Annotated in this window: 15 protein-coding genes; 4 read left to right on the top strand and 11 right to left on the bottom strand. The window is 48.5% G+C overall.

Annotation, left to right across the window (positions count from 1 at the left end; translation table 11 throughout):
• Positions 1–167: 167 nt before the first annotated feature.
• On the top strand, positions 168–1,295 hold the full coding sequence (locus tag DMN77_RS00995) for a DUF4261 domain-containing protein (protein WP_179013135.1): 1,128 nt from the start codon (positions 168–170) through the stop codon (positions 1,293–1,295).
• Between the two features lie 33 nt (positions 1,296–1,328).
• Here the strand turns inward: DMN77_RS00995 and DMN77_RS00990 are convergent, their stop codons facing one another.
• Together DMN77_RS00990 and DMN77_RS00985 are read right to left on the bottom strand one after the other, a co-directional pair.
• Positions 1,329–1,493 (bottom strand): hypothetical protein, encoded by a 165-nt coding sequence (locus DMN77_RS00990; RefSeq protein ID WP_179013133.1) that lies wholly within the window; start codon positions 1,491–1,493, stop codon positions 1,329–1,331.
• A 33-nt stretch (positions 1,494–1,526) separates the two neighbouring features.
• Positions 1,527–2,369, bottom strand: coding sequence for a LysR family transcriptional regulator (locus DMN77_RS00985; protein ID WP_179013131.1), 843 nt, complete (start codon positions 2,367–2,369; stop codon positions 1,527–1,529).
• A 109-nt stretch (positions 2,370–2,478) separates the two neighbouring features.
• Here DMN77_RS00985 and DMN77_RS00980 point away from each other — a divergent pair, with 109 nt between their 5' ends.
• Complete coding sequence (locus DMN77_RS00980) at positions 2,479–3,585, top strand: Gfo/Idh/MocA family protein (protein ID WP_179013130.1); 1,107 nt, start codon at positions 2,479–2,481, stop codon at positions 3,583–3,585.
• A gap of 88 nt (positions 3,586–3,673) precedes the next feature.
• On the opposite strand, the gene DMN77_RS00975 is transcribed toward DMN77_RS00980, so the two are convergent.
• Positions 3,674–4,540, bottom strand: coding sequence for an EamA family transporter (locus tag DMN77_RS00975; protein WP_179013128.1), 867 nt, complete (start codon positions 4,538–4,540; stop codon positions 3,674–3,676).
• 210 nt (positions 4,541–4,750) lie between these two features.
• On the opposite strand from DMN77_RS00975, the gene DMN77_RS00970 reads away from it, so the two are divergent.
• Entirely contained in the window at positions 4,751–5,392 is a 642-nt protein-coding gene (locus DMN77_RS00970) for an HD domain-containing protein (RefSeq protein ID WP_068779316.1), read from the top strand.
• Between the two features lie 27 nt (positions 5,393–5,419).
• Here the strand turns inward: DMN77_RS00970 and DMN77_RS00965 are convergent, their stop codons facing one another.
• From DMN77_RS00965 to DMN77_RS00930, 8 genes are all read right to left on the bottom strand, one after another.
• Positions 5,420–6,196: a ChbG/HpnK family deacetylase gene (locus tag DMN77_RS00965; protein ID WP_179013127.1), complete on the bottom strand. Its 777-nt coding sequence runs from the start codon at positions 6,194–6,196 to the stop codon at positions 5,420–5,422.
• Positions 6,197–6,250: 54 nt separating this feature from the next.
• The gene (locus DMN77_RS00960; protein ID WP_068779314.1) at positions 6,251–7,087 is read right to left on the bottom strand and encodes a carbohydrate ABC transporter permease; all 837 of its coding nucleotides are present in this window, start codon (positions 7,085–7,087) and stop codon (positions 6,251–6,253) included.
• Positions 7,087–7,959 (bottom strand): carbohydrate ABC transporter permease, encoded by an 873-nt coding sequence (locus tag DMN77_RS00955; RefSeq protein WP_068779313.1) that lies wholly within the window; start codon positions 7,957–7,959, stop codon positions 7,087–7,089. Before DMN77_RS00955 ends, DMN77_RS00960 begins: the two co-directional genes overlap by 1 nt.
• Before the next feature lie 176 nt (positions 7,960–8,135).
• Positions 8,136–9,413 (bottom strand): sugar ABC transporter substrate-binding protein, encoded by a 1,278-nt coding sequence (locus DMN77_RS00950; RefSeq protein ID WP_068779312.1) that lies wholly within the window; start codon positions 9,411–9,413, stop codon positions 8,136–8,138.
• Between the two features lie 215 nt (positions 9,414–9,628).
• Positions 9,629–11,176, bottom strand: a complete 1,548-nt coding sequence (locus tag DMN77_RS00945; RefSeq protein WP_179013125.1) for a response regulator — start codon at positions 11,174–11,176, stop codon at positions 9,629–9,631.
• A 77-nt stretch (positions 11,177–11,253) separates the two neighbouring features.
• The gene (locus tag DMN77_RS00940; protein WP_179013124.1) at positions 11,254–12,993 is read right to left on the bottom strand and encodes a sensor histidine kinase; all 1,740 of its coding nucleotides are present in this window, start codon (positions 12,991–12,993) and stop codon (positions 11,254–11,256) included.
• 97 nt (positions 12,994–13,090) lie between these two features.
• A complete protein-coding gene (locus DMN77_RS00935; RefSeq protein ID WP_179013122.1) occupies positions 13,091–14,998 on the bottom strand; it encodes a TolB family protein in 1,908 nt (635 codons plus the stop codon).
• A gap of 3 nt (positions 14,999–15,001) precedes the next feature.
• A complete protein-coding gene (locus DMN77_RS00930) occupies positions 15,002–15,502 on the bottom strand; it encodes an RNA polymerase sigma factor (RefSeq protein ID WP_179013120.1) in 501 nt (166 codons plus the stop codon).
• A 194-nt stretch (positions 15,503–15,696) separates the two neighbouring features.
• Between DMN77_RS00930 and DMN77_RS00925 the strand changes: the two genes are divergently transcribed.
• Positions 15,697–18,009, top strand: a complete 2,313-nt coding sequence (locus DMN77_RS00925; RefSeq protein ID WP_179013118.1) for a helix-turn-helix domain-containing protein — start codon at positions 15,697–15,699, stop codon at positions 18,007–18,009.
• Positions 18,010–18,018 lie beyond the last annotated feature (9 nt).

The following is an 18,018-nucleotide window of genomic DNA, read 5'->3' as shown; positions in this document are numbered from 1 at the left end:
TGGAAAAACGGGTATATGGCAATAACAAAGATTTTTAGCTTGCGACTAAATGTTCAGATTTCCTACGCAATTAGCCATCCAGTACCATTGCCTATCATTCTTATACTTAGTAATATACAATTATTTAGGAAAATATTAGAAGTCACATTTATAAAGGAGAGAAACTAATGACTATTCAGCAACAAGCAGCCATGCAGTCGATGATCGAATGGCTGGAGCATGAGAATGAACTTGGGCGGAAGCCCAGCAAAATCGAGATTGCGGGAGAATTTGAACTGCATGAGATGCACTACTATATTTTTAAGTACAAGAAATCGATGTTGGGCAAATGGATGCTCGGAGTCTGCGGTGGATATGAAGATCCATCCGATACGCAGCATTGCGGTCATATTTTCAGTGAGATGCAGCCTTATAATCCGGCTACTGCAGAGCAGGAAGCCATCGCGATGGTTGAGATGATTCGCGAGTATTGGATGAAGCAGGCGGCAGCCATTGAAGCCGAGCAATCGGAAAATGAGGACACCGAAGAAGAGGAAGGCGCATCGGGCATATTCAACGGGTTTGTCCTGCTGAATACTCACGAATGCGATATTGAACAGATCAAAGCCAATTTACAGCAAGATTGGGGCATCGTCTGTCCGCCGGCTGATGGGACAGATGCAAGCTCTGCGGAGAACGAAGGCACGATTGTATTTGAAGCAGACGGCTTCACCCTGGCACTCAGCTTCGTAGATGCGCCTGTACCGGATGGGGAAGCCGAGCATTTTGCACAAGCCAATTACCTCTGGAAGGAGGCGGCTCAGGTCACCAGTACACATGTCTCCCAGATCATTTTGGCTGTTTTTACGCGCTCCGGCTCCTCTCTCGACAGCGCCAAGCTATTTACCAAGCTGGCGGCAAGCTGCTTGAAGCTGCCTAATGCGATAGGCATTTATACGGCAGGAACTGTATTCCAGCCTGAAATGTATATAGAAATGACCGAGATCATGAAGCAAGAGAACATACTGCCACTGCTCAATCTGGTCCACTTCGGTCTGGTCGGGACCGAAACCGGGTCAGGGGCTTATACCTACGGGTTGAGAGCATTCGGGAAGGATGAGATCGAGATCATCGACAGCCAGACTACACCAAGCGAGCTGCGCGACTTCCTGATCAGTATTACGGATTATGTGCTTGAATATAACGTCACTTTGCGGGACGGAGAGACGATCGGCTTCTCGGAGGAACAGAAGCTGCAAATCATCCGATCCGAAGGCGTGTACGTGGATGGAGACAGTGTAAAAATTAAATTCTAACACCCCTGCTTCGACTAACAGCCGAGCGCTGCGTTAGAGATCACCTCGTCGCTCGTCACTGCTGTTGTCTGCATCCACCGGTAAAAAAGCTGATAAACTGCTGTTTTTCACATACGAAATGGCTTGTTTAGAATAAACCTGCAAATCTGCAGGTTTATTCGGCTTTTTCTTTCGAATCAGGCCGATCCACAACTCCATAGTTGTTATCTCTAGCCTCTGACCACCGCGCGGTTAATTAGCCATTGCTATCATATTCATAAGCTGTTGTTCAATCCCTGTAATTTTATGATTCTCCCGGCAGCAGATATATTTCTCAAGCTCACAAGCGTGATGGTCGATCACCCGATAATCCCTGATTCCAAGCGCAGCGGTATCCGATTCCGGGATGAGAGTTACCCCCATGCCAAGCTGGCACATGCTGATCAGAGACTCCAATGCAGCGATTTCTACGAAATCTGTACGTACCACCTCATAATCCGCAAGTAATTGATCGAACACTTTCTTGTAATAGCAATTGCTGGAGGAAATAATCAGGTTCTCCCCCTGCAGCAGCATATCCAGCGGCTGATCCAGATTTCTGCCGATCAATACTAATCTCTCAGCTCCGTATTTCTTATAATGAAGCAGCTTCGTATCTGTTTTCCCTACCAGGAAGCCGATGTCGATCCCCCCGTCAGCAATTTCATTCTCAATTTTCTGCGTACTCCCGGTCTTCACCGTCACTTTGAGGTTCTTATACTTTTCATATAATGTCTCCATCGCTTGATTGAAATTAGGCGGGTTTTTGCTTACCATAAGCCCGATTCTCAACGCGGGATTCTCCTGACTCATCATGCTCCGGGTCTCTTCCCATAACAATACGATCTTCTTAAATTGCGCATAGAGCTTCTTGCCCTGCTCATTTAATTCCATTCCTCTTGGTCTTCTATAGAACAGTTCTGTATCAAATTCGCTCTCGATCTTCTTAATCTTGGCTGTCATATTGGATTGCAATTGATGCAGCTCCTGCGCAGCAGACGAGATGCTCCCCTGCTCTGCGACCGTGATGAACGCCCTCATATTCTCTATATCCAACAGGCCTCACCCCTTACGTATCACTTATTTTGATATATAAATTAAATATATACATTATTTTTAATATCACAACCATATTATACTACTCTAAAGACAGGGAGGTTATAGGATGAACAAAATTAAAACAGGCATCATCGGGGGTTCGATCCGAAACCGCTGGGCCAGCTCAACGCATATTCCGGCTCTGCTCCATAGTGGGCTTCATGAAATCACAGCAATAGCAACCACAAATATAGCTTCAGCCCAAGAAGCGGCGGACCAAATTGGACATGTCAATGCCTATGACGATTACATCAAAATGCTTGAATCGAACGATGTCGACATGGTTATAGTCAGTGTCAAAGCCCCTTATCACCATAAAGTTCTACTGGATGCAATCCGTGCCAATAAGCATATTTACTGTGAATGGCCTCTGGCTGTTACTGCGAGCGAAATCGACGAGATCATGGCGCAGCTCCATACCTCTCGGGTCAAGCATGCCATCGGTCTACAATCCCGTCAGGCCGACGAGGTACGCAGGGTTAAAGAAATGATCGATCGGCATGAAATCGGCAGAATACTGTCCGTTAATATCAAGTCCTCCACACAGGCCAAGGGCAATTGGACGGACTCCGGCAGCAGCTATATTCTGGATCGCAGCAATGGAGCGACACTACTGACAATCAACGGCGGTCACATTTTGGATATGGTCAGCTACCTGTTCGGGCATTTTACCGAAGTTCAGGCCAGCCACCATACGCACTATACCGAAGCCCGCTTCACGGATCAGAGTCGTACTATCGCAAAAAATATAGAAGATCAGTACATCATTCAAGGTAAAATCAACCGGGAAATCCCCGTTTCGGTCCATCTTCAGGGCGGAGCCTACCCTCAATTTATATTGGAGGTTCAGGGCGAACAGGGGATCATCCGCCTCTATCAGAACCGTTCTATCGGTCATCCGCAATACGGTGGTCTGAGTGTGTCCTTGGTAAAATACGAATCAAGTCAAGCAATTGCTTCGAGCCGGCCCGATGATTTCACATTGGTAATGGAGGATACGAAGGAGTTCCCCCTTACCAATGTAGCCCGAGCCCACCAGTCTTTTGCCGAAGACATACTTTCGAATTCAGATAATCCCAAGACGCCGGACTTTCATTATGCCGCTTACTTGCATCGATTGATTCGTGCTATAGAGGAATCGGCAAGAACCGGCAAGCGGATATATCTGAATTGAGGAGAATGCTTCTCCGCGAAATCAACTTCAATAAGGACACCTCCTGAGGTGTCCTTATTACGTAAGACATGGTCTGATGTCTCCTTCCCTAGAACAACAACAGTAGAGTCCCCCCTACGACGAGCAGCAGGCCAATAAAGGATCTGGCCGACAGCCTCTCTCTAAGAAATATGTACGAAAAGATCACGGTAACTACAATGCTCAGCTTGTCGATCGGCACCACGAGACTGGCCTTGCCATCCTGCAGAGCCCGGTAGTAGCATAACCAGGATAGGCCGGTTGCCAGGCCGGACAGACCGATGAACAGCCAGTTCTTCCTGTCGATCTCCCTCATCAGCGTATGCTTCTTCTGGAACAACACGATGCCCCAAGCGATGACTAATACAACAACCGTACGGATAGCGGTGCCCAGATTGGATTCGATATCCTGAATCCCTATTTTGCCAAGGATCGAAGTGAGAGCAGCGAAGATCGCGGATAACAGCGCATAGATCAGCCAGGTTCTTCGTCCCGAAGCAGAAGATCCCGCAGCCTCCGTCTTCTTCTCGATCATCAGATAGGTCCCCAGCCCAAGCAGGATGATCCCGATTCCCATAAATAACGTCGGCACCTCTCCCAGGAATAAAAAAGCGAGCAAAATCGTAAGAATCGTGCTGCTCTTGTCGATCGGTGTAACTTGATTAACCGTGCCCAGTTGTAAAGCTCTGAAATAACATAACCAGGAAGCCCCGGTCGCAGCGCCGGACAGAATCAGAAATAAAAGCGTCCGGGCGGAGATGGAGTCTATCGTATTCTGTGAACCAACCACAAACACCATCACCCAGGAGAACAGCAGCACGATTATCGTGCGCAGCGCCGTAGCCAGATTGGAGTCCGTATTCTTAATGCCGATCTTGGCCAGAATGGAGGTCATGCCCGCAAATAAAGCCGATCCGCACGCATAAAGCAGCCACATAAATCCCACTTCCTTATGAACTATGAATGATATCGTTTCATGAATGGAGTCTAGGTTCAAGTATATTATAACTTTCCGCTATTTTCTCCCCCACGCTTAACAAATCGCCAATAATTCCAAGTTCGAGTTAACGATCCATTAACAAACCGGATGTATACTGTTCGTACAGCAAAGTAAAACACATCATTCGAAGAAAGGGATGTAAAAGAGATGGGAATCCATACGTACTTTCAGTCGTTAACGGATCTGGAGCGGATTATCCGTTGTCCGGGCAGATTCAAATTCCAGGAGCATAGCGTATCCGAACATTCCTGGAAGGTCGTGCAATACGCCAAGACGCTTGCGGACATCGAGGAAAGCCATGGAACCACTGTGGATTGGAAGAAGTTATACGAGATTACGAGCAGCCATGATTACGGCGAGATCTTCATCGGGGATATCAAGACACCTGTGAAGCACTATTCCTTGGAACTGCGGGCGATGCTGCAGAAGGTTGAAGAGGGAATGGTCGCTCATTTTATTGATGAGCATATACCTGAGGAATTTCAAGCTATCTTCCGCAGACAGCTGCGCGAAGGGAAGGACGATTCCGTTGAGGGGCAAATCCTTGAGGTGGCCGACAAGCTGGATCAGATCTATGAAGCATTTGCTGAGTTGCAACGGGGGAACACCGAGAAGGAGTTCATCACGATGTACCGCAGCGCTTTGATTAAGATCAAACAGATCAAGCTGCACTGTGTCGATTATTTCCTGCATCAAATTCTGCCGGATCTGGTTCGTGAAGGCTCACAATCCCCGGTCGACATTGAACAGATTACAAATGAAGCACTGGCCTCTGTCTCCCACACTTAACCCCCGCTTCAGCCTCAAATGACAATTTCAACCTGGATTCAGCTTAACTGCCTCATCATAGCGGATCGGCCTGATCCCTCTTTGCTTGTATTGGACAGATAGTCGCGGATTGGACCAGAACTGGCTGTCATATTGCCGGGTTCTGGCAATTTGCTGTCCCGACTCATAGGCATTGCCTAATGCTCTCATCTCCTCCGAGTCCACAGCCGGATGGGTAACCAGTAAATATCGCCCGGCCCCAAGGGCTTCAATCTGCTCAAGATGCTTGGTTACAACGTCGTCAGCCGCGCTAATGCTTATATTTTCGAATAAGTAGTCCCACCAATAGACCAGTCCTCGAGCAGTACACCAGGCACGGAGCTCATCTTCCAGACCAGGGATCGCTAACTCGGGTACCATATGCGTATCAACATAGGCGATACGGAAGCCCAACTCTGTTAGCTTGGCGAACTGAGCCTCAAGTTCGAGCATGACCTCCCTCATGAGGGGCGGATGCTCTTTGAAGTAATCAGGATGCGGACTGAACCAGCCATCTGCCTCAATTAAAGAAGGAACCGACGCAGGGTCCGCCACCGGACCCCATTTGATATCGTTCCATTCGGCATTCAGGACGAAATGCAGTCCGAAGCAGATGTCAGCCCTCCCTGCGAACATCTGCGCCGCTTCGCGGACGGCTGGACAGGTCGCCATAATGGAGACATTCTTCAACACGCCACCTTCCAGCGCTCTCTCAATACCCAGGTTCGCAGCATGGTTGCTTCCGCCATCGTCAGCTCTCGTGATGATGCAGATCTCTTTATCCATAGGTCACCTCCTGCGTTATTACGGAGCAAGCCTTTTTCGCTATTTCAGCCTCTATTACTTTACAGCCCCTTCGGCAATCCCCTTGATAATATACTTCTGGGCGATAGCATAGAAGATGACGACAGGAATAATGGTCAAGGTCAAACCCGCCATAGCCTGGTTCCAGACGATCGTGAACTCTCCGAAGAAGTAGAACGTCGACAGTTGGATCGTCCGCAGTCCCTTATCAGACAGCGTCAAGGAAGGCAGCAGGTAGTCATTCCACGTACTGATTACATCCAGTATTGCAACAGTAATCGTTATCGTCTTCAGCATCGGGAACACGATTCTCCAGAACACGCCAAACTTGCTGCAGCCGTCCAGCGTAGCGGCCTCCTCCAATGCAATCGGAATCGACTTTATAAATCCATGGTACAAAAATACGGCGATACTGGCATGGAAGCCGACATTCATGAAGATCAGACCGCCATGCGTATTCAGCATCGGAATATGAAGGTAGGTGCGAATCCAGTCCATTACTTGCATCAACGGCATCATCAGCGTCTGGAAAGGAATCAGCATCGTCGAGATAAAGGCCATGAACATCAATTTACTGAGTTTATTATCCGTTCTCACCAGCATCCATGCGGTCATGGAGGCAAGAACGACCACGAAGATCACGGTCAGCACGGTAACGAAGGTGGAGTTGCCCAGAACCGTCAGGAAATTCATCTTCTTCATCGCGGCTTCAAAATATTGAAGGCTGAAGGATTCCGGCAATGCCAGCGCATTATTATACAATTCCGCCCGCGTCTTGAAGGAGTTCACGAGCATAATGTAAATCGGCGACAGGAACAGGAGGGCAAGAAGGGCCAACAGAATGGAGCTGATTGCTCTGCTAGTTCGTCTCATTACATCTGCACCTCTTTCTTCTTCGTGATGATTACCTGCGTCAATGTCACCAGGGCCACGATCAAGAAGAACAGGATCGCCTTCGCCTGACCCACTCCATATCGTCCGTAACCGAAGATCTCATTAAAGATGTTCATCGCGAACATCTCTGTCGAGTGAACCGGTCCGCCGTTCGTCAAGCTCAGGTTCACGTCATAAATCTTGAACGCACCGGATAACGTCATGAAGAAGCAGATTGTAAAGGATGGCATAAGCAGCGGGAAGGTAATCTTCGTCAGCCTGTGCCAGATATTCGCACCATCCACCTTGGCTGCCTCCAGCAGTTCATCAGGAATCCCTTGAATCCCGGCAATATAGATGATCATCGTATATCCGGCCATCTGCCAAGTAAATACGATAACCAGGGCATATAAAGCAAAATCAGGGTTGATCAGCCAGTTGAAGAAGATTCCTTCAAGCCCGGTCTTGCCACCGAGGAACTTGAACGCATCTGTGAAGATAAACTTCCAGATGTAACCAAGGATCAATCCGCCAATCAGATTCGGCATAAAGAAGAACGTACGAGCCAGCTTGCTAGTACGCAGCCCGTTCGTAACCAGCAATGAAAAGGCTAAGCCCAGCAGATTCACACTAATGAGTGCCAGCAGTGTGAATTTAAGTGTATGCCCTGCGGAAGAGAAGAATCGCTCATCCTGGAATATCGTTACGTAGTTGTCCAGACCGACAAATACTTTCGGATTAGCCGAGATTCCATCCCAGCTAATGAATGAATAAGCAATCCCGATAATAAACGGAATAATGACGACGATCGTAAAAATGGTGAACAAGGGCATCGTAAATAACCCGAACCAAAGTTTGTCTTTTCTTTTCATTACCACACGCCCTCTCCAGTTCAGTCTAATTTGATACAGGGTTGATGAAACACAAAAGCCTAACACTAGGGAGTAGGCTAGGCTTTTTAGAAGGTGGTTCAAAAAGTCCGCTTTGGATAAGCAAACCGGCCTTTTTGAACGCACTTTTCATGTCTCATCCTCGATGTTCAAATCGATTATTTAGCGGCTTTTGCCCATGCATCATCCAGATTCTTCAGATACTGCTCTCCGGTTATACCATTATCCAGGAAGAATTCAGAGGTTACCGGTGTCAGATCGTTTACGATAATGCCTTGCGGGAAGTAGTTCATCGCCCACGGAATGGTATTGCCACTCTTCGTTGCCTCGAATACGGCTTGAGACAATGGGTCCAGTCCCTCTGCTTCAATATTGGTCATTGCCGGAATGAACTTGAATTTATTCACGATCGTATCCTTACCGGTCTCACTGTTATAGAGCCAATCCAGGAACGCGTTAGCCGCCTTGATCTCCTCTGGTTTCGCGCCGTTGTTGATCACCCAGCCGCCCGGAATATCGACGGACAGCTTGCTATTGCCAGCGATCGGCAGCGCCATCATGCCGATGTCGAGATCGCCATAATCGGCCAGCATGCCATAGCTCCAGTTGCCTTGGTGTACCATTGCCGTCTTGCCCGTAGCAAAGTCACCCATTTGCGTATCATAAGTAACTTCCATCGGATTCACAGAATTCTGTCTGATCACTTCCATAAACTTGGCGAACTCCTGGAATTCCTTCGTATCAGCCATCTTGACTTCGCCGTTATTCAGCTTATTGATATAATCAATCGGATCGGCCTGAAGGGCAAACGGTGTATTCAAAATATGTCCGATCAGGAAGTAAGCTTCCTGGGATAGGCTCAGCCCGTTAATTCCTTCAGCCTTCAAGCTCTCCATCTTGCTCGTAAAGGAAGCGAGATCGGTTACGTCCTTCGGATCAACCAGACTCTTGTTGTACACCAGACCGAAGCCTTCAACCCCGATCGGAACGCCAACAACCTTGCCGTCGACTTCCAGAGCCATATTCGGCGCGATATTTTTAACATAGCTCTCATTGCTCATGTCATAATAGTAAGACTTAAATTTCTCCGCTTCTGCCCCGGACGCAATACTGAAGATTGTAGGACCTTCCTTCGCGGCCAGCTTCGCTTGGAGTTGAGTGATATAGGCATCGCCAGCGGAGCCCCAAACCTCAACCTCGTTCCCGGTCTCTTCTTTGTATTTGTTGGCCAGCTCCTCCAATGCTTCAGCAATCTCAACCTTGCTCTGGAAAAGCGAGATTTTCGCTTGCTTCTCCGTGCCTCCGGATGTATTCGAAGAATTTGTGTCTGTGCCTGAATTTGCAGTATTTCCATTAGTCTTGCCGCCGCAAGCGACGAGAGATGCGATCAATACCATCATCGCCAGGAAACCAAATGCCTTTTTTGTCTTCTTCATGCTTTCGCCCCCGTTAGATATTTTTGACCAGATCGATTCATATTAAGCAGATTCCCTCAGAGATCATAGTCTGAAACTCTTGCCGCTTCAACTTGACAACGTTTTCAAACTATTATGCCCTTACTGCTGCTAAGTTAATTATATTTCGCCAAGATCTGTCTCCAATAGGGAAACTCTTCGCCAGTATAGGTAAAATCTGAATCATTCCGAGCCGTTCAACGTTCCTGCTGCTTCTTGCGATATTGAGAAGGAGATTCACCGACATGCTTCCTGAACACTTTGCCAAAGTAATTATCATCCTCATAGCCTACGATCCGGGAAATCTCGATAATGCTAATGTCCGAATGGCCCAGCAGCGATTTGGCCTTCTCCATCCGCAGCTGCGTAAGATAGCTCATGATCGTCGTATCATAGTTCTCCTTGAACTTCTTGGAGATATATTGCGGACTGAAATAGAATCTGTCAGCGAGTGAAGTCAGGCTGATATCCTCGCCAAGATGGGATTCAATATAATGCCGGATCGCATGAATACTGCGCAACGAGGCCAGATTCTCCCTCTCCGATTCAATCATCATCCAGAAGGTATGTGTCAGAGCCTTCTCCCACTCCTCCAAGTCGCTAAGCCACAGCGATAAAGGCTCGATATGCGGCTCCAGCTCAAGCTGCCGAGAAATACGCATAATGAGCAAATTGGCCTCGATGGTGTAATGCTGCAATTCTTTTAACGATAAATAACCCCTGGCTCGCAGTTCCTGCACAAAGGAGCGGATCAATTCCCCCAAATACTCCTTGTCCTGCTTCTTCAACGCCTCCAGCACCAATAGTTCCCGATCCATGAGTCCAGGCATTTGCCGCTGATCATTCTCTATCCGCTGCCCATCCAGCATGTTGGATTTCAGAATTTCCCTCTTCGCCTCTTTCAATCCGGTCAGAATATCCCGGTAGCCAAGCTTCAGTCGGGACAACCCTGAGAAGGTCTCTACCCGAATGGTGGAAGCCCAGGATTCCTCCAGCTTCCGGCGATAATAATCCATCTCGGCGGCTGAAATATTCCCTGCTGTAAATACGCAGAGGAAGGATTCCATACGGAAGAAATAGTGATGGGTTAACGGATTTAGTACATCGCGCAAAATGTTCCTGACGGAGAACAAGAGCAATGACTCATCCCCCATAAAATGCCGATCCACGACCTCGCCGGCATTCCGGGGCAGGAAGAGCAGAATATAGAAGTCTTCCAACGGGAAGCCTTCCTCTGTGAGCAATTGCCGGACTCCTTCGTGATTCGCCGTCTCGCTCTGCAGATAAGTCGCCATCTTCTGTTCATTAAGCAGCGCTTGCGCCTCATTTACCTGATGGCTCCTTCTCCATTCCTCGCTTTTATTCTGCTTGCTCTCTACAATCGCTTCAACCGCCCGGGCAATCGCTTTATCCAGATCGTCGATTTTAAAGGGCTTCAGCAAATAATCCACACCATCAGCCAGCAGAGTAGCCCGGGCGTAACGGAATTCCTGGTACCCGCTCAATACGATAACTTTAGAATCCCAGCCCTCCTTGCGGAGTGCTTCAAGAAAGCCAATCCCATCCATCCGTGGCATGCTCATATCGCAAATAATCAATTCCGGAGTCTCCCGCCGGACGATGTCCAGCGCCTCGATTCCGTCACCAGCCATATATATCTCAGTAATGTCGTAATTGGCCCATTTGATGGACAACTCTACACTCTCCCGAACAGGCTGTTCATCGTCTACAATCAGTACTTTCACTTTCTTCACACTCCTTGTTCTGTATAAGTTGAACTACAGATTGCACCGAGGAAGACGGCCGGGTGTTCTCTCTTAGTTCAACTCCCCTGCTGATATGGAATTTCCAGGGTTACCGTCGTGCGGACGTATGGCTCGCTTTCGATACTCCAGACGAAGCCCTCGCCACAATATAATTGCAGGCGCTTAAATACATTGATCAGACCGATCCTCGGTCGGGAGGCATGCTGGATCAACTGTTCCGAATACTGATCGCGAATCTCCCGGATCGTCTCTTCACTAAATCCGCGCCCATTATCAACAACACGAAGGATCAGCTTCTTAGCCGCCTCAATCTCTACATGGATCTCGCCGGTGCCTTCACCCCTCTCAATGCCATGCACGATGCTGTTCTCAACGAGCGGCTGCAGCACCATCTTGGGAACAGGGATGGCTAATGCTTCCTCCTGACAGCTCTGTTTGAACTGTATCCTATCTTGATATCTGCCAATCTGCAACGAAATATAGTAATTCAAGTGCTCTAGCTCATCCTGCAGACGAACCTCCTCCGTATCGATATCCATACTGTAGCGGAACATCGCCCCTAGCTCCGCCAGCTTATCGCTGACCTCCGGCACATTCTTCTTAATCGCGAGCGAACCGATCGATTGCAGCGTGTTGAACAGGAAATGAGGATTAATCTGCGCCTGCAGCATTTTCAGACGGGCCGTCGAGACCTCCAGCTGATAGCGGTACTGCTGATTCCAGAGGATATCAAGCTGCTTAATCATTTCCTGGAACCGATCCTCCAGAACCCCCAGCTCGTCAGAACTGGTCGATTTCGCCTGGATATCGAAGTTCCCCATCTGAATATGCTTAATATGCTTGAGAATCCGCTTAATCCGGAACAGCATGAAGTACGAGATCAGACCTGCCATCACCGTGATGAACACGGTTACAATCAATTGAATGGTGAAGGATTCATTGAGCGCCTGCTTTCCCGCCTGGTCAATAACCGCTTGTGGGATAAACCTTACCAGTGTAATCGGAAGATTATAGGCATCATCCTTATAGTAGATGTATATTCCCTTGGGATCATTAAGCAGCCCCTTGACCGCTCTGGGCTCCTCGCGCAGCCGCTTTATCCAGTCCTGATCTTCATCCGGACCCGGTGTCGCATACAATAGCTGCAGATCATCCTGGAGGAAAATATACGTCCTGCTATCTTCATCGGTTCCTAAAGGATTGGCCAGCTGCTTCAATTCCGCGTCGCGTACGATCATCGTCGTCATCCCGAGCAGCTCCCGGTTCGACGTATCGATGAAGGTCTTGTTAATCCGCAGTCTCCTCTCTCCGCCCCACTCCACAACCGAATATTCCTGACTGAATTCACCGCCGTCCTCCACTGCCTGAGGCTGCCCGGCAAAGTCCGGCATCGGAATTCGCTCATTGAGATCGGATTTAACAATGAATGGCTTGTTCGTTAATGCACTTTTGTAGACGATCGACCTGATCTCCGGAAAAGCTGCATAATTTCGTCCTATTCTCTGCTTGATATATACAGATTCCGCTGGCGTCTGCGTCTCCCGCTTGGTCAGAAGCCGCATTAATTCAGGGTCTCCATAATACGTATAGGAGAGCAGCGATACGTCATGAATATACTTCGTGATGCCCGACATCTTGATCGCCATTGAGCTCTGGTTCAATTCGACCAGCTGCTCTTTGACGGCGCGCCCGATCGTATGATAGGACATATAATTGGTGATTAACAGGGGAACTGTTGTTGTAATCAGCATACTTAGCAGGATTTTGGCGAACAGACTCCGCTTCATCAAGAACATCCTAATCCTCTCCTATAACCAAATAAGTTACCTCTATTCTAAAACAAAAAAGATTCTCCCGTAACGGAAGAATCTTCTATTGCTATCAAACAATTACTTATTTCTGCGGTGTCTCTATATCCGCATTATAATTATAGAATACGTCTCGCTTGTTCCATTCCACGTAGAAGCTGAGACTCTTGCCCCTCCACAAACGGGTGCCAATAATCTGATCATGCTCCAGGCCCTGCAATTGGGCAGATAGATACCTTGGCTGGGAAGCGGCTTCTGTAAGCGGCAGCACCGCGATATCATTCTTATCTGCGCCCAGTGCAACATCGATGGCGGCCCATAACCCCGCTTCGTCAATTATCATCATCGACGACTCCGTTGCCCCGTCAAGAATACCTAGCAACGTGAACGTCCCCTTATCCCAATCGTAACGCATCAGGCGCATCCGATGATGGTCACCCTGCTGCTGTTTGACCAGAAACCAGATCGTTCGGCCGCCGCCCGATTCACGATAGACGATATTTCCGAAGCCGATATTTGACCAGCCACGATCCACCGGAACTTGATCAACACGGAAAATCAGTTGATCACGCTGATCATCCACCGTCGTTGTGACCATTTGGTCGTTCCAGTCCGTTATACGGGTGCTGTCGATCTCCTCCATATTGTCGATCAAATATCCTCCACTTCCTCGCGAGAGGGAGAAGCGATAAGTATCAACCCGATAATACGGATCGTAATTGGAGTAATCAATCTTTGCCGTGACCACCGCCTTGCCGTCCGCTTCAGTTGTCGTATTCACAATGGTATAGCCGACCTGACGCGGAGATGTCCCTTTTAAATATCCGGGATCATTACTAAAAAACTCATGGGCATGCCGTTCGTCCCGGTAAATAAGCGCCTCAATCGCCTGTCCAACTACTTCTTCCGGATCGGCCTCCCGCTCTGCTAGCGTATACCGGACAAGCTGCCTCCACTCCACATTGGTCTCTGTAACCTGATACATAGCAACGCTCTGTCCATCGGTGCTCCAGACGAGACCCTCCAGGCTGTAGGAAGGCTGAACCTCCCCTTCCTTCGGTTGGCCCTTCTCCCATGCATCCATCGGGCGGTTACGGGTAATCATCTGCTCGGTCTGACGATCCAGATCGGATACCCAAGCATCCTCCAATTGGGGGACGCCGCCATCCTTCCGGATATAAAGCACATACTTGCCATCCGGAGAGATCACTGGCGAATATCCATCGCTCCATCGCTCCTCTGTACCGGATTCCAGATCAAGCGTGTAAATCTGCTCCTGCCGGGTATATAGTATTTTTTCCGCATTCGAAAAATAAGACGGAGAGCTTCCCTTGGTCAAATACCGCTGTTCGCCGGAGGATAGCTGCGCCTCCCAAATGGTATCCGTAGCCGGATCATGCCGCACGTAAGCAAGCCGCTTCCCATCCTGTGACCAGGCTAATTCGCCGAGCGACACCGGTGCTTCCAAGACCCGCTGCGTCTGTTTCGTATCCGTCTCCCAGATAAGAAGCTCATGTCCAGCCACATAAGCCAGCCGCTTCCCATCCGGGGAGATCGCAAGCTCCGACACTTTTCCCGCTATGATCTGTTCATAGCTAAATCCATGCTGACGGTAGACTCCCTCCGTAGGTATCGCATAATAAGTCGTGTCCTGATCGATCGCTACAGCTATACTTGTCTCCTGTCCGAGCTGCTGCACCGTATTAAATTGCAGCTTCAGCTTCAAGTCGGCGGCGTTAACACGCAGCATGTTCTGAACGGGCAGCAAGTTCCAAAGCAGCACTATTGTCGCAACCATTGCTGCGGCAGCGCCCCAAGCTAAATATTTTCGCCATCGCTTGTCTTGTGGACGCCTATAATGCCTAGCTTGCGGATAGCCTTGCCCTTCCTCCATAAGGGAGCGCCGCAGTTCCGCCTTGAAATTCTCATCAACCTGCAACCGATCATGAATCTTCTTCAGATCATCCACCCACTTCGGATTCTGCTCAGACATGATTCATCCCTCCTCCAGACAGCGATCAATGTCGATAGCAAGTCTCTTCCGTATCCGATGCATGCGCGTACGCAGCCAACCTTCCGTCTTGTCCAGCATCCGGCTCATCTCATGGTAAGCGAAGCCAACCATATACTTCAGATGCACCATCTCGCGATCCTTATTTCCTAGCTGCAGCAGCGCTTCCTCCAAACATTCGTTCTGAACTGACGTCTCCTGGAACATCTTCCGGATATGCCCGTAGTCCCCCTGTTCCGGATCAACGCCGTAAGCGGTCTCCTTCCTGCGACGATAATGGTCAACAATCCGATTATGTGCAATGGCAAACAACCAGGCCCGGTCGTATTCCGGGATCGTTCCGCCATGCTTACAGCTGTATTCCAGCGCCTTGCGAAAAATATCGCTAACTAGATCGTCCGCGTCCCAGCGATTGCCAACCCGGAACAGCACATACCGGTACAAGTCGTCGAAATAGTCATCGTATATTTTCAGAAATGCGTCCACCCTTTCACTCCCTTTCCTCTCCTCATGGGAAGTAACGATAAAGCCTTTATATTTGTATCATTTAGAAAAAAAATATACTGCATCCTTAGCAGCATAGATGAATATAGACGATTTAACGCTTTGAAAACGCTTTAAAAGCGTGGTACGCTAAATTTGTTCTTGATTCTATCATTTTAACGCTAGGAAGTGAGCCATTGTTCCAATCCCGTAAGCCGAGACTCAAAAAGAAGAACAGCGTCTATATCATCTTTGTCTTGTCTTATATCTCCATCCTTGTTCTTACGCTCTCCAGCGCATTCGTCTACTATGCTGAGATCAACCAGCGGATTACGAAGCAGACCGAGCTATCCACGGTAACCCTGTTGAATCAGCTTAAGACAGGAATCGAAGACGACCTTCTCTATATTAGCGAGCTAAGCAATGAGATTGTGTTTAATAAAAAGCTGGAACTCGCCGCCAAAGGGGCTACGGACAGCTACAGCGAGCTGATGAAGGACATGGCCAGCAAAAGAAAGCCCCGCGAGCTTCTGTTCGACTATTTCGTCTATATGAATCGTACAGATGAGATTGTTACGCCTAATATTCAAATGGATGCCCAGCGGTTCTTCCATCTGATGTATGAATTCAAGGATTTGGATTATGGCACCTTTGCCAAGGACTATTTGCAAGGCAATCACTTTCAGGAATATATGGAAATCCAGACGATGAATCAATACGAGAGCAACACGATTGAAGTGCTGCCCTATATCCAGTCGTTCCCGATGACAACAAGCTCCAGGCCGCTGGGACAGGTCATCTTCTTCATCGATGCCAAGAATATGTTCACCCTCGTCAATCAGCTGCGCCAGGTGACTAATTCGGATGTGTATATCCTGGATGAGAACAACCACCTGATCATCAGCTCGGATAACGCGCCGGGCATCGATATGCAGAAGATAGACGGGCTGGTAAATGGCAGAAGCTCACATGAGGAAATTATTAATAAAGTTGTATCCGAGAAGAACGGATGGAAATATATCTCTTCTACACCAAAAGGCCTGTACTTCAAAGAGAATACAAAATACTTAATGAATTTTATCGCTATCTTCCTTATCTATCTGGTCGGAGGGCTGTTTATTGTCCGCTTCTTGGCTAAACGAAGCTATAAGCCGCTGAAGGAGATCCATGATCTGATCCAGTCGCATGCTCAAGCTCCGGGAGACAGCCGGAACGAATACGAGAATATTAAAAATACGCTGCTGGACCAAATCAAGAATGGCAAAGAGCTGAACGAGGTCATTGAGAAGCAAATCCCCATCGTACGGCGCGATTATCTACTGAACTTAATTCGGGGCATGATGACGAATTATGATGAAGCCGCTCAGCAGATCGCTTCGATCGGCATCCATTTCGCCAGCGACACCTTCTTAATTGGCGCGCTGGAGATCGATATGGACAGCTCATTTTTTATGGACCATGTAAACTTGTCCGAGAAGAGCCTGTCCCTCACGCGCGTCGTAGCGGAAAATGTCGGCTGCGAGCTGATGAGCGAGTACTTTATATGCTATTTCCTCGACGCCGGTCGCAATCAATCGATCTACCTGCTTAATCTGCGGGAAGGTCGCAATCCTGCTGAAGCGGTTGCGTTGGCCAGGCAGCAGGCGAATACGTTGATCCAATTTGCCGCCAGGCATTATCGGCTGAATTTAAACCTGGGTATCAGTTCCCCTCATTCAAGGCTGATCAATCTGCAGAATTGCTATGACGAAGCCAAGAAAGCGCTGGAGTACAGCAAGCTGCGGGATATTTGCGAAACCGTCTGCTTCGGAGATCTGGGTCATCTGCATTTTGACTATTATTATTCGATGGAGACCGAACATCAGCTCATAGAACTGCTGAAGAGGGGGCAATACGAAGAGGCCAAGGAATTTTTGAATACGATCTTTGAGATTAATACGTCCAAAAATATCGGAGTCGGAGCAGCCAAGCTGCTGCTCTACGAGGTTGCTTCCACGCTGCTGAAGGTGATGAATTTCTCCCTTGTCACCAATGGAAATGATCCGGTGACCGATGAACGGATCATTGAGCAGATGATTGACCACGCTTCACTCGATGTGGCCAAGAGGCGCTTCCTCGAAATGATCGACAACATCGCTGAGCTGTCGGAGCATCGGGTGATCAGCAAAACGGAGAAGCTGGTTCAGCAGATTGCCGAATATATCGATCAGAACGCCGGAGAGCACTGGCTTGACCTGAACCGCTTGTCGCAGGAGTTCGAGGTAACGCCCCAGTACATCTCCAATGTATTCAAGAAGTATAAGCATGAAAATGTCAAAGATTATATCGCCAGGCATATGCTAGGCAGAGCGAAGGAACTGCTCGTAAAGACGGATTTGTCCATCAGGGAGATTGCCTTGCAATTGGGGTATGCAAGCGAGGTTGGCATTACCCGACTGTTCAAGAAATACGAGGGCGTAACGCCGGGCGATTATCGGCAGGAAAACAAAGAGAACCGGAATGGGTCATAGCTTTTCAAG

The sequence above is a fragment of the Paenibacillus sp. 79R4 genome, assembly GCF_013393165.1.
Classification (GTDB): Bacteria; Bacillota; Bacilli; order Paenibacillales; family Paenibacillaceae; genus Fontibacillus.
Note: the sequence above shows the minus strand (reverse complement) of the source record. Positions and strands in the feature narration are given on the sequence as shown.

Coding starts and splice junctions, on each gene's coding strand:
- DMN77_RS00965 (WP_179013127.1), bottom strand. CDS start 6,196: ATGGATAAAGAGATCTGCATCATCACGAGAGCTGACGATGGCGGAAGC.
- DMN77_RS00935 (WP_179013122.1), bottom strand. CDS start 14,998: ATGTCTGAGCAGAATCCGAAGTGGGTGGATGATCTGAAGAAGATTCAT.
- DMN77_RS00980 (WP_179013130.1), top strand. CDS start 2,479: ATGAACAAAATTAAAACAGGCATCATCGGGGGTTCGATCCGAAACCGC.
- DMN77_RS00995 (WP_179013135.1), top strand. CDS start 168: ATGACTATTCAGCAACAAGCAGCCATGCAGTCGATGATCGAATGGCTG.
- DMN77_RS00970 (WP_068779316.1), top strand. CDS start 4,751: ATGGGAATCCATACGTACTTTCAGTCGTTAACGGATCTGGAGCGGATT.
- DMN77_RS00955 (WP_068779313.1), bottom strand. CDS start 7,959: ATGAAAAGAAAAGACAAACTTTGGTTCGGGTTATTTACGATGCCCTTG.
- DMN77_RS00940 (WP_179013124.1), bottom strand. CDS start 12,993: ATGTTCTTGATGAAGCGGAGTCTGTTCGCCAAAATCCTGCTAAGTATG.
- DMN77_RS00950 (WP_068779312.1), bottom strand. CDS start 9,413: ATGAAGAAGACAAAAAAGGCATTTGGTTTCCTGGCGATGATGGTATTG.
- DMN77_RS00975 (WP_179013128.1), bottom strand. CDS start 4,540: ATGTGGCTGCTTTATGCGTGCGGATCGGCTTTATTTGCGGGCATGACC.
- DMN77_RS00990 (WP_179013133.1), bottom strand. CDS start 1,493: ATGGAGTTGTGGATCGGCCTGATTCGAAAGAAAAAGCCGAATAAACCT.
- DMN77_RS00960 (WP_068779314.1), bottom strand. CDS start 7,087: ATGAGACGAACTAGCAGAGCAATCAGCTCCATTCTGTTGGCCCTTCTT.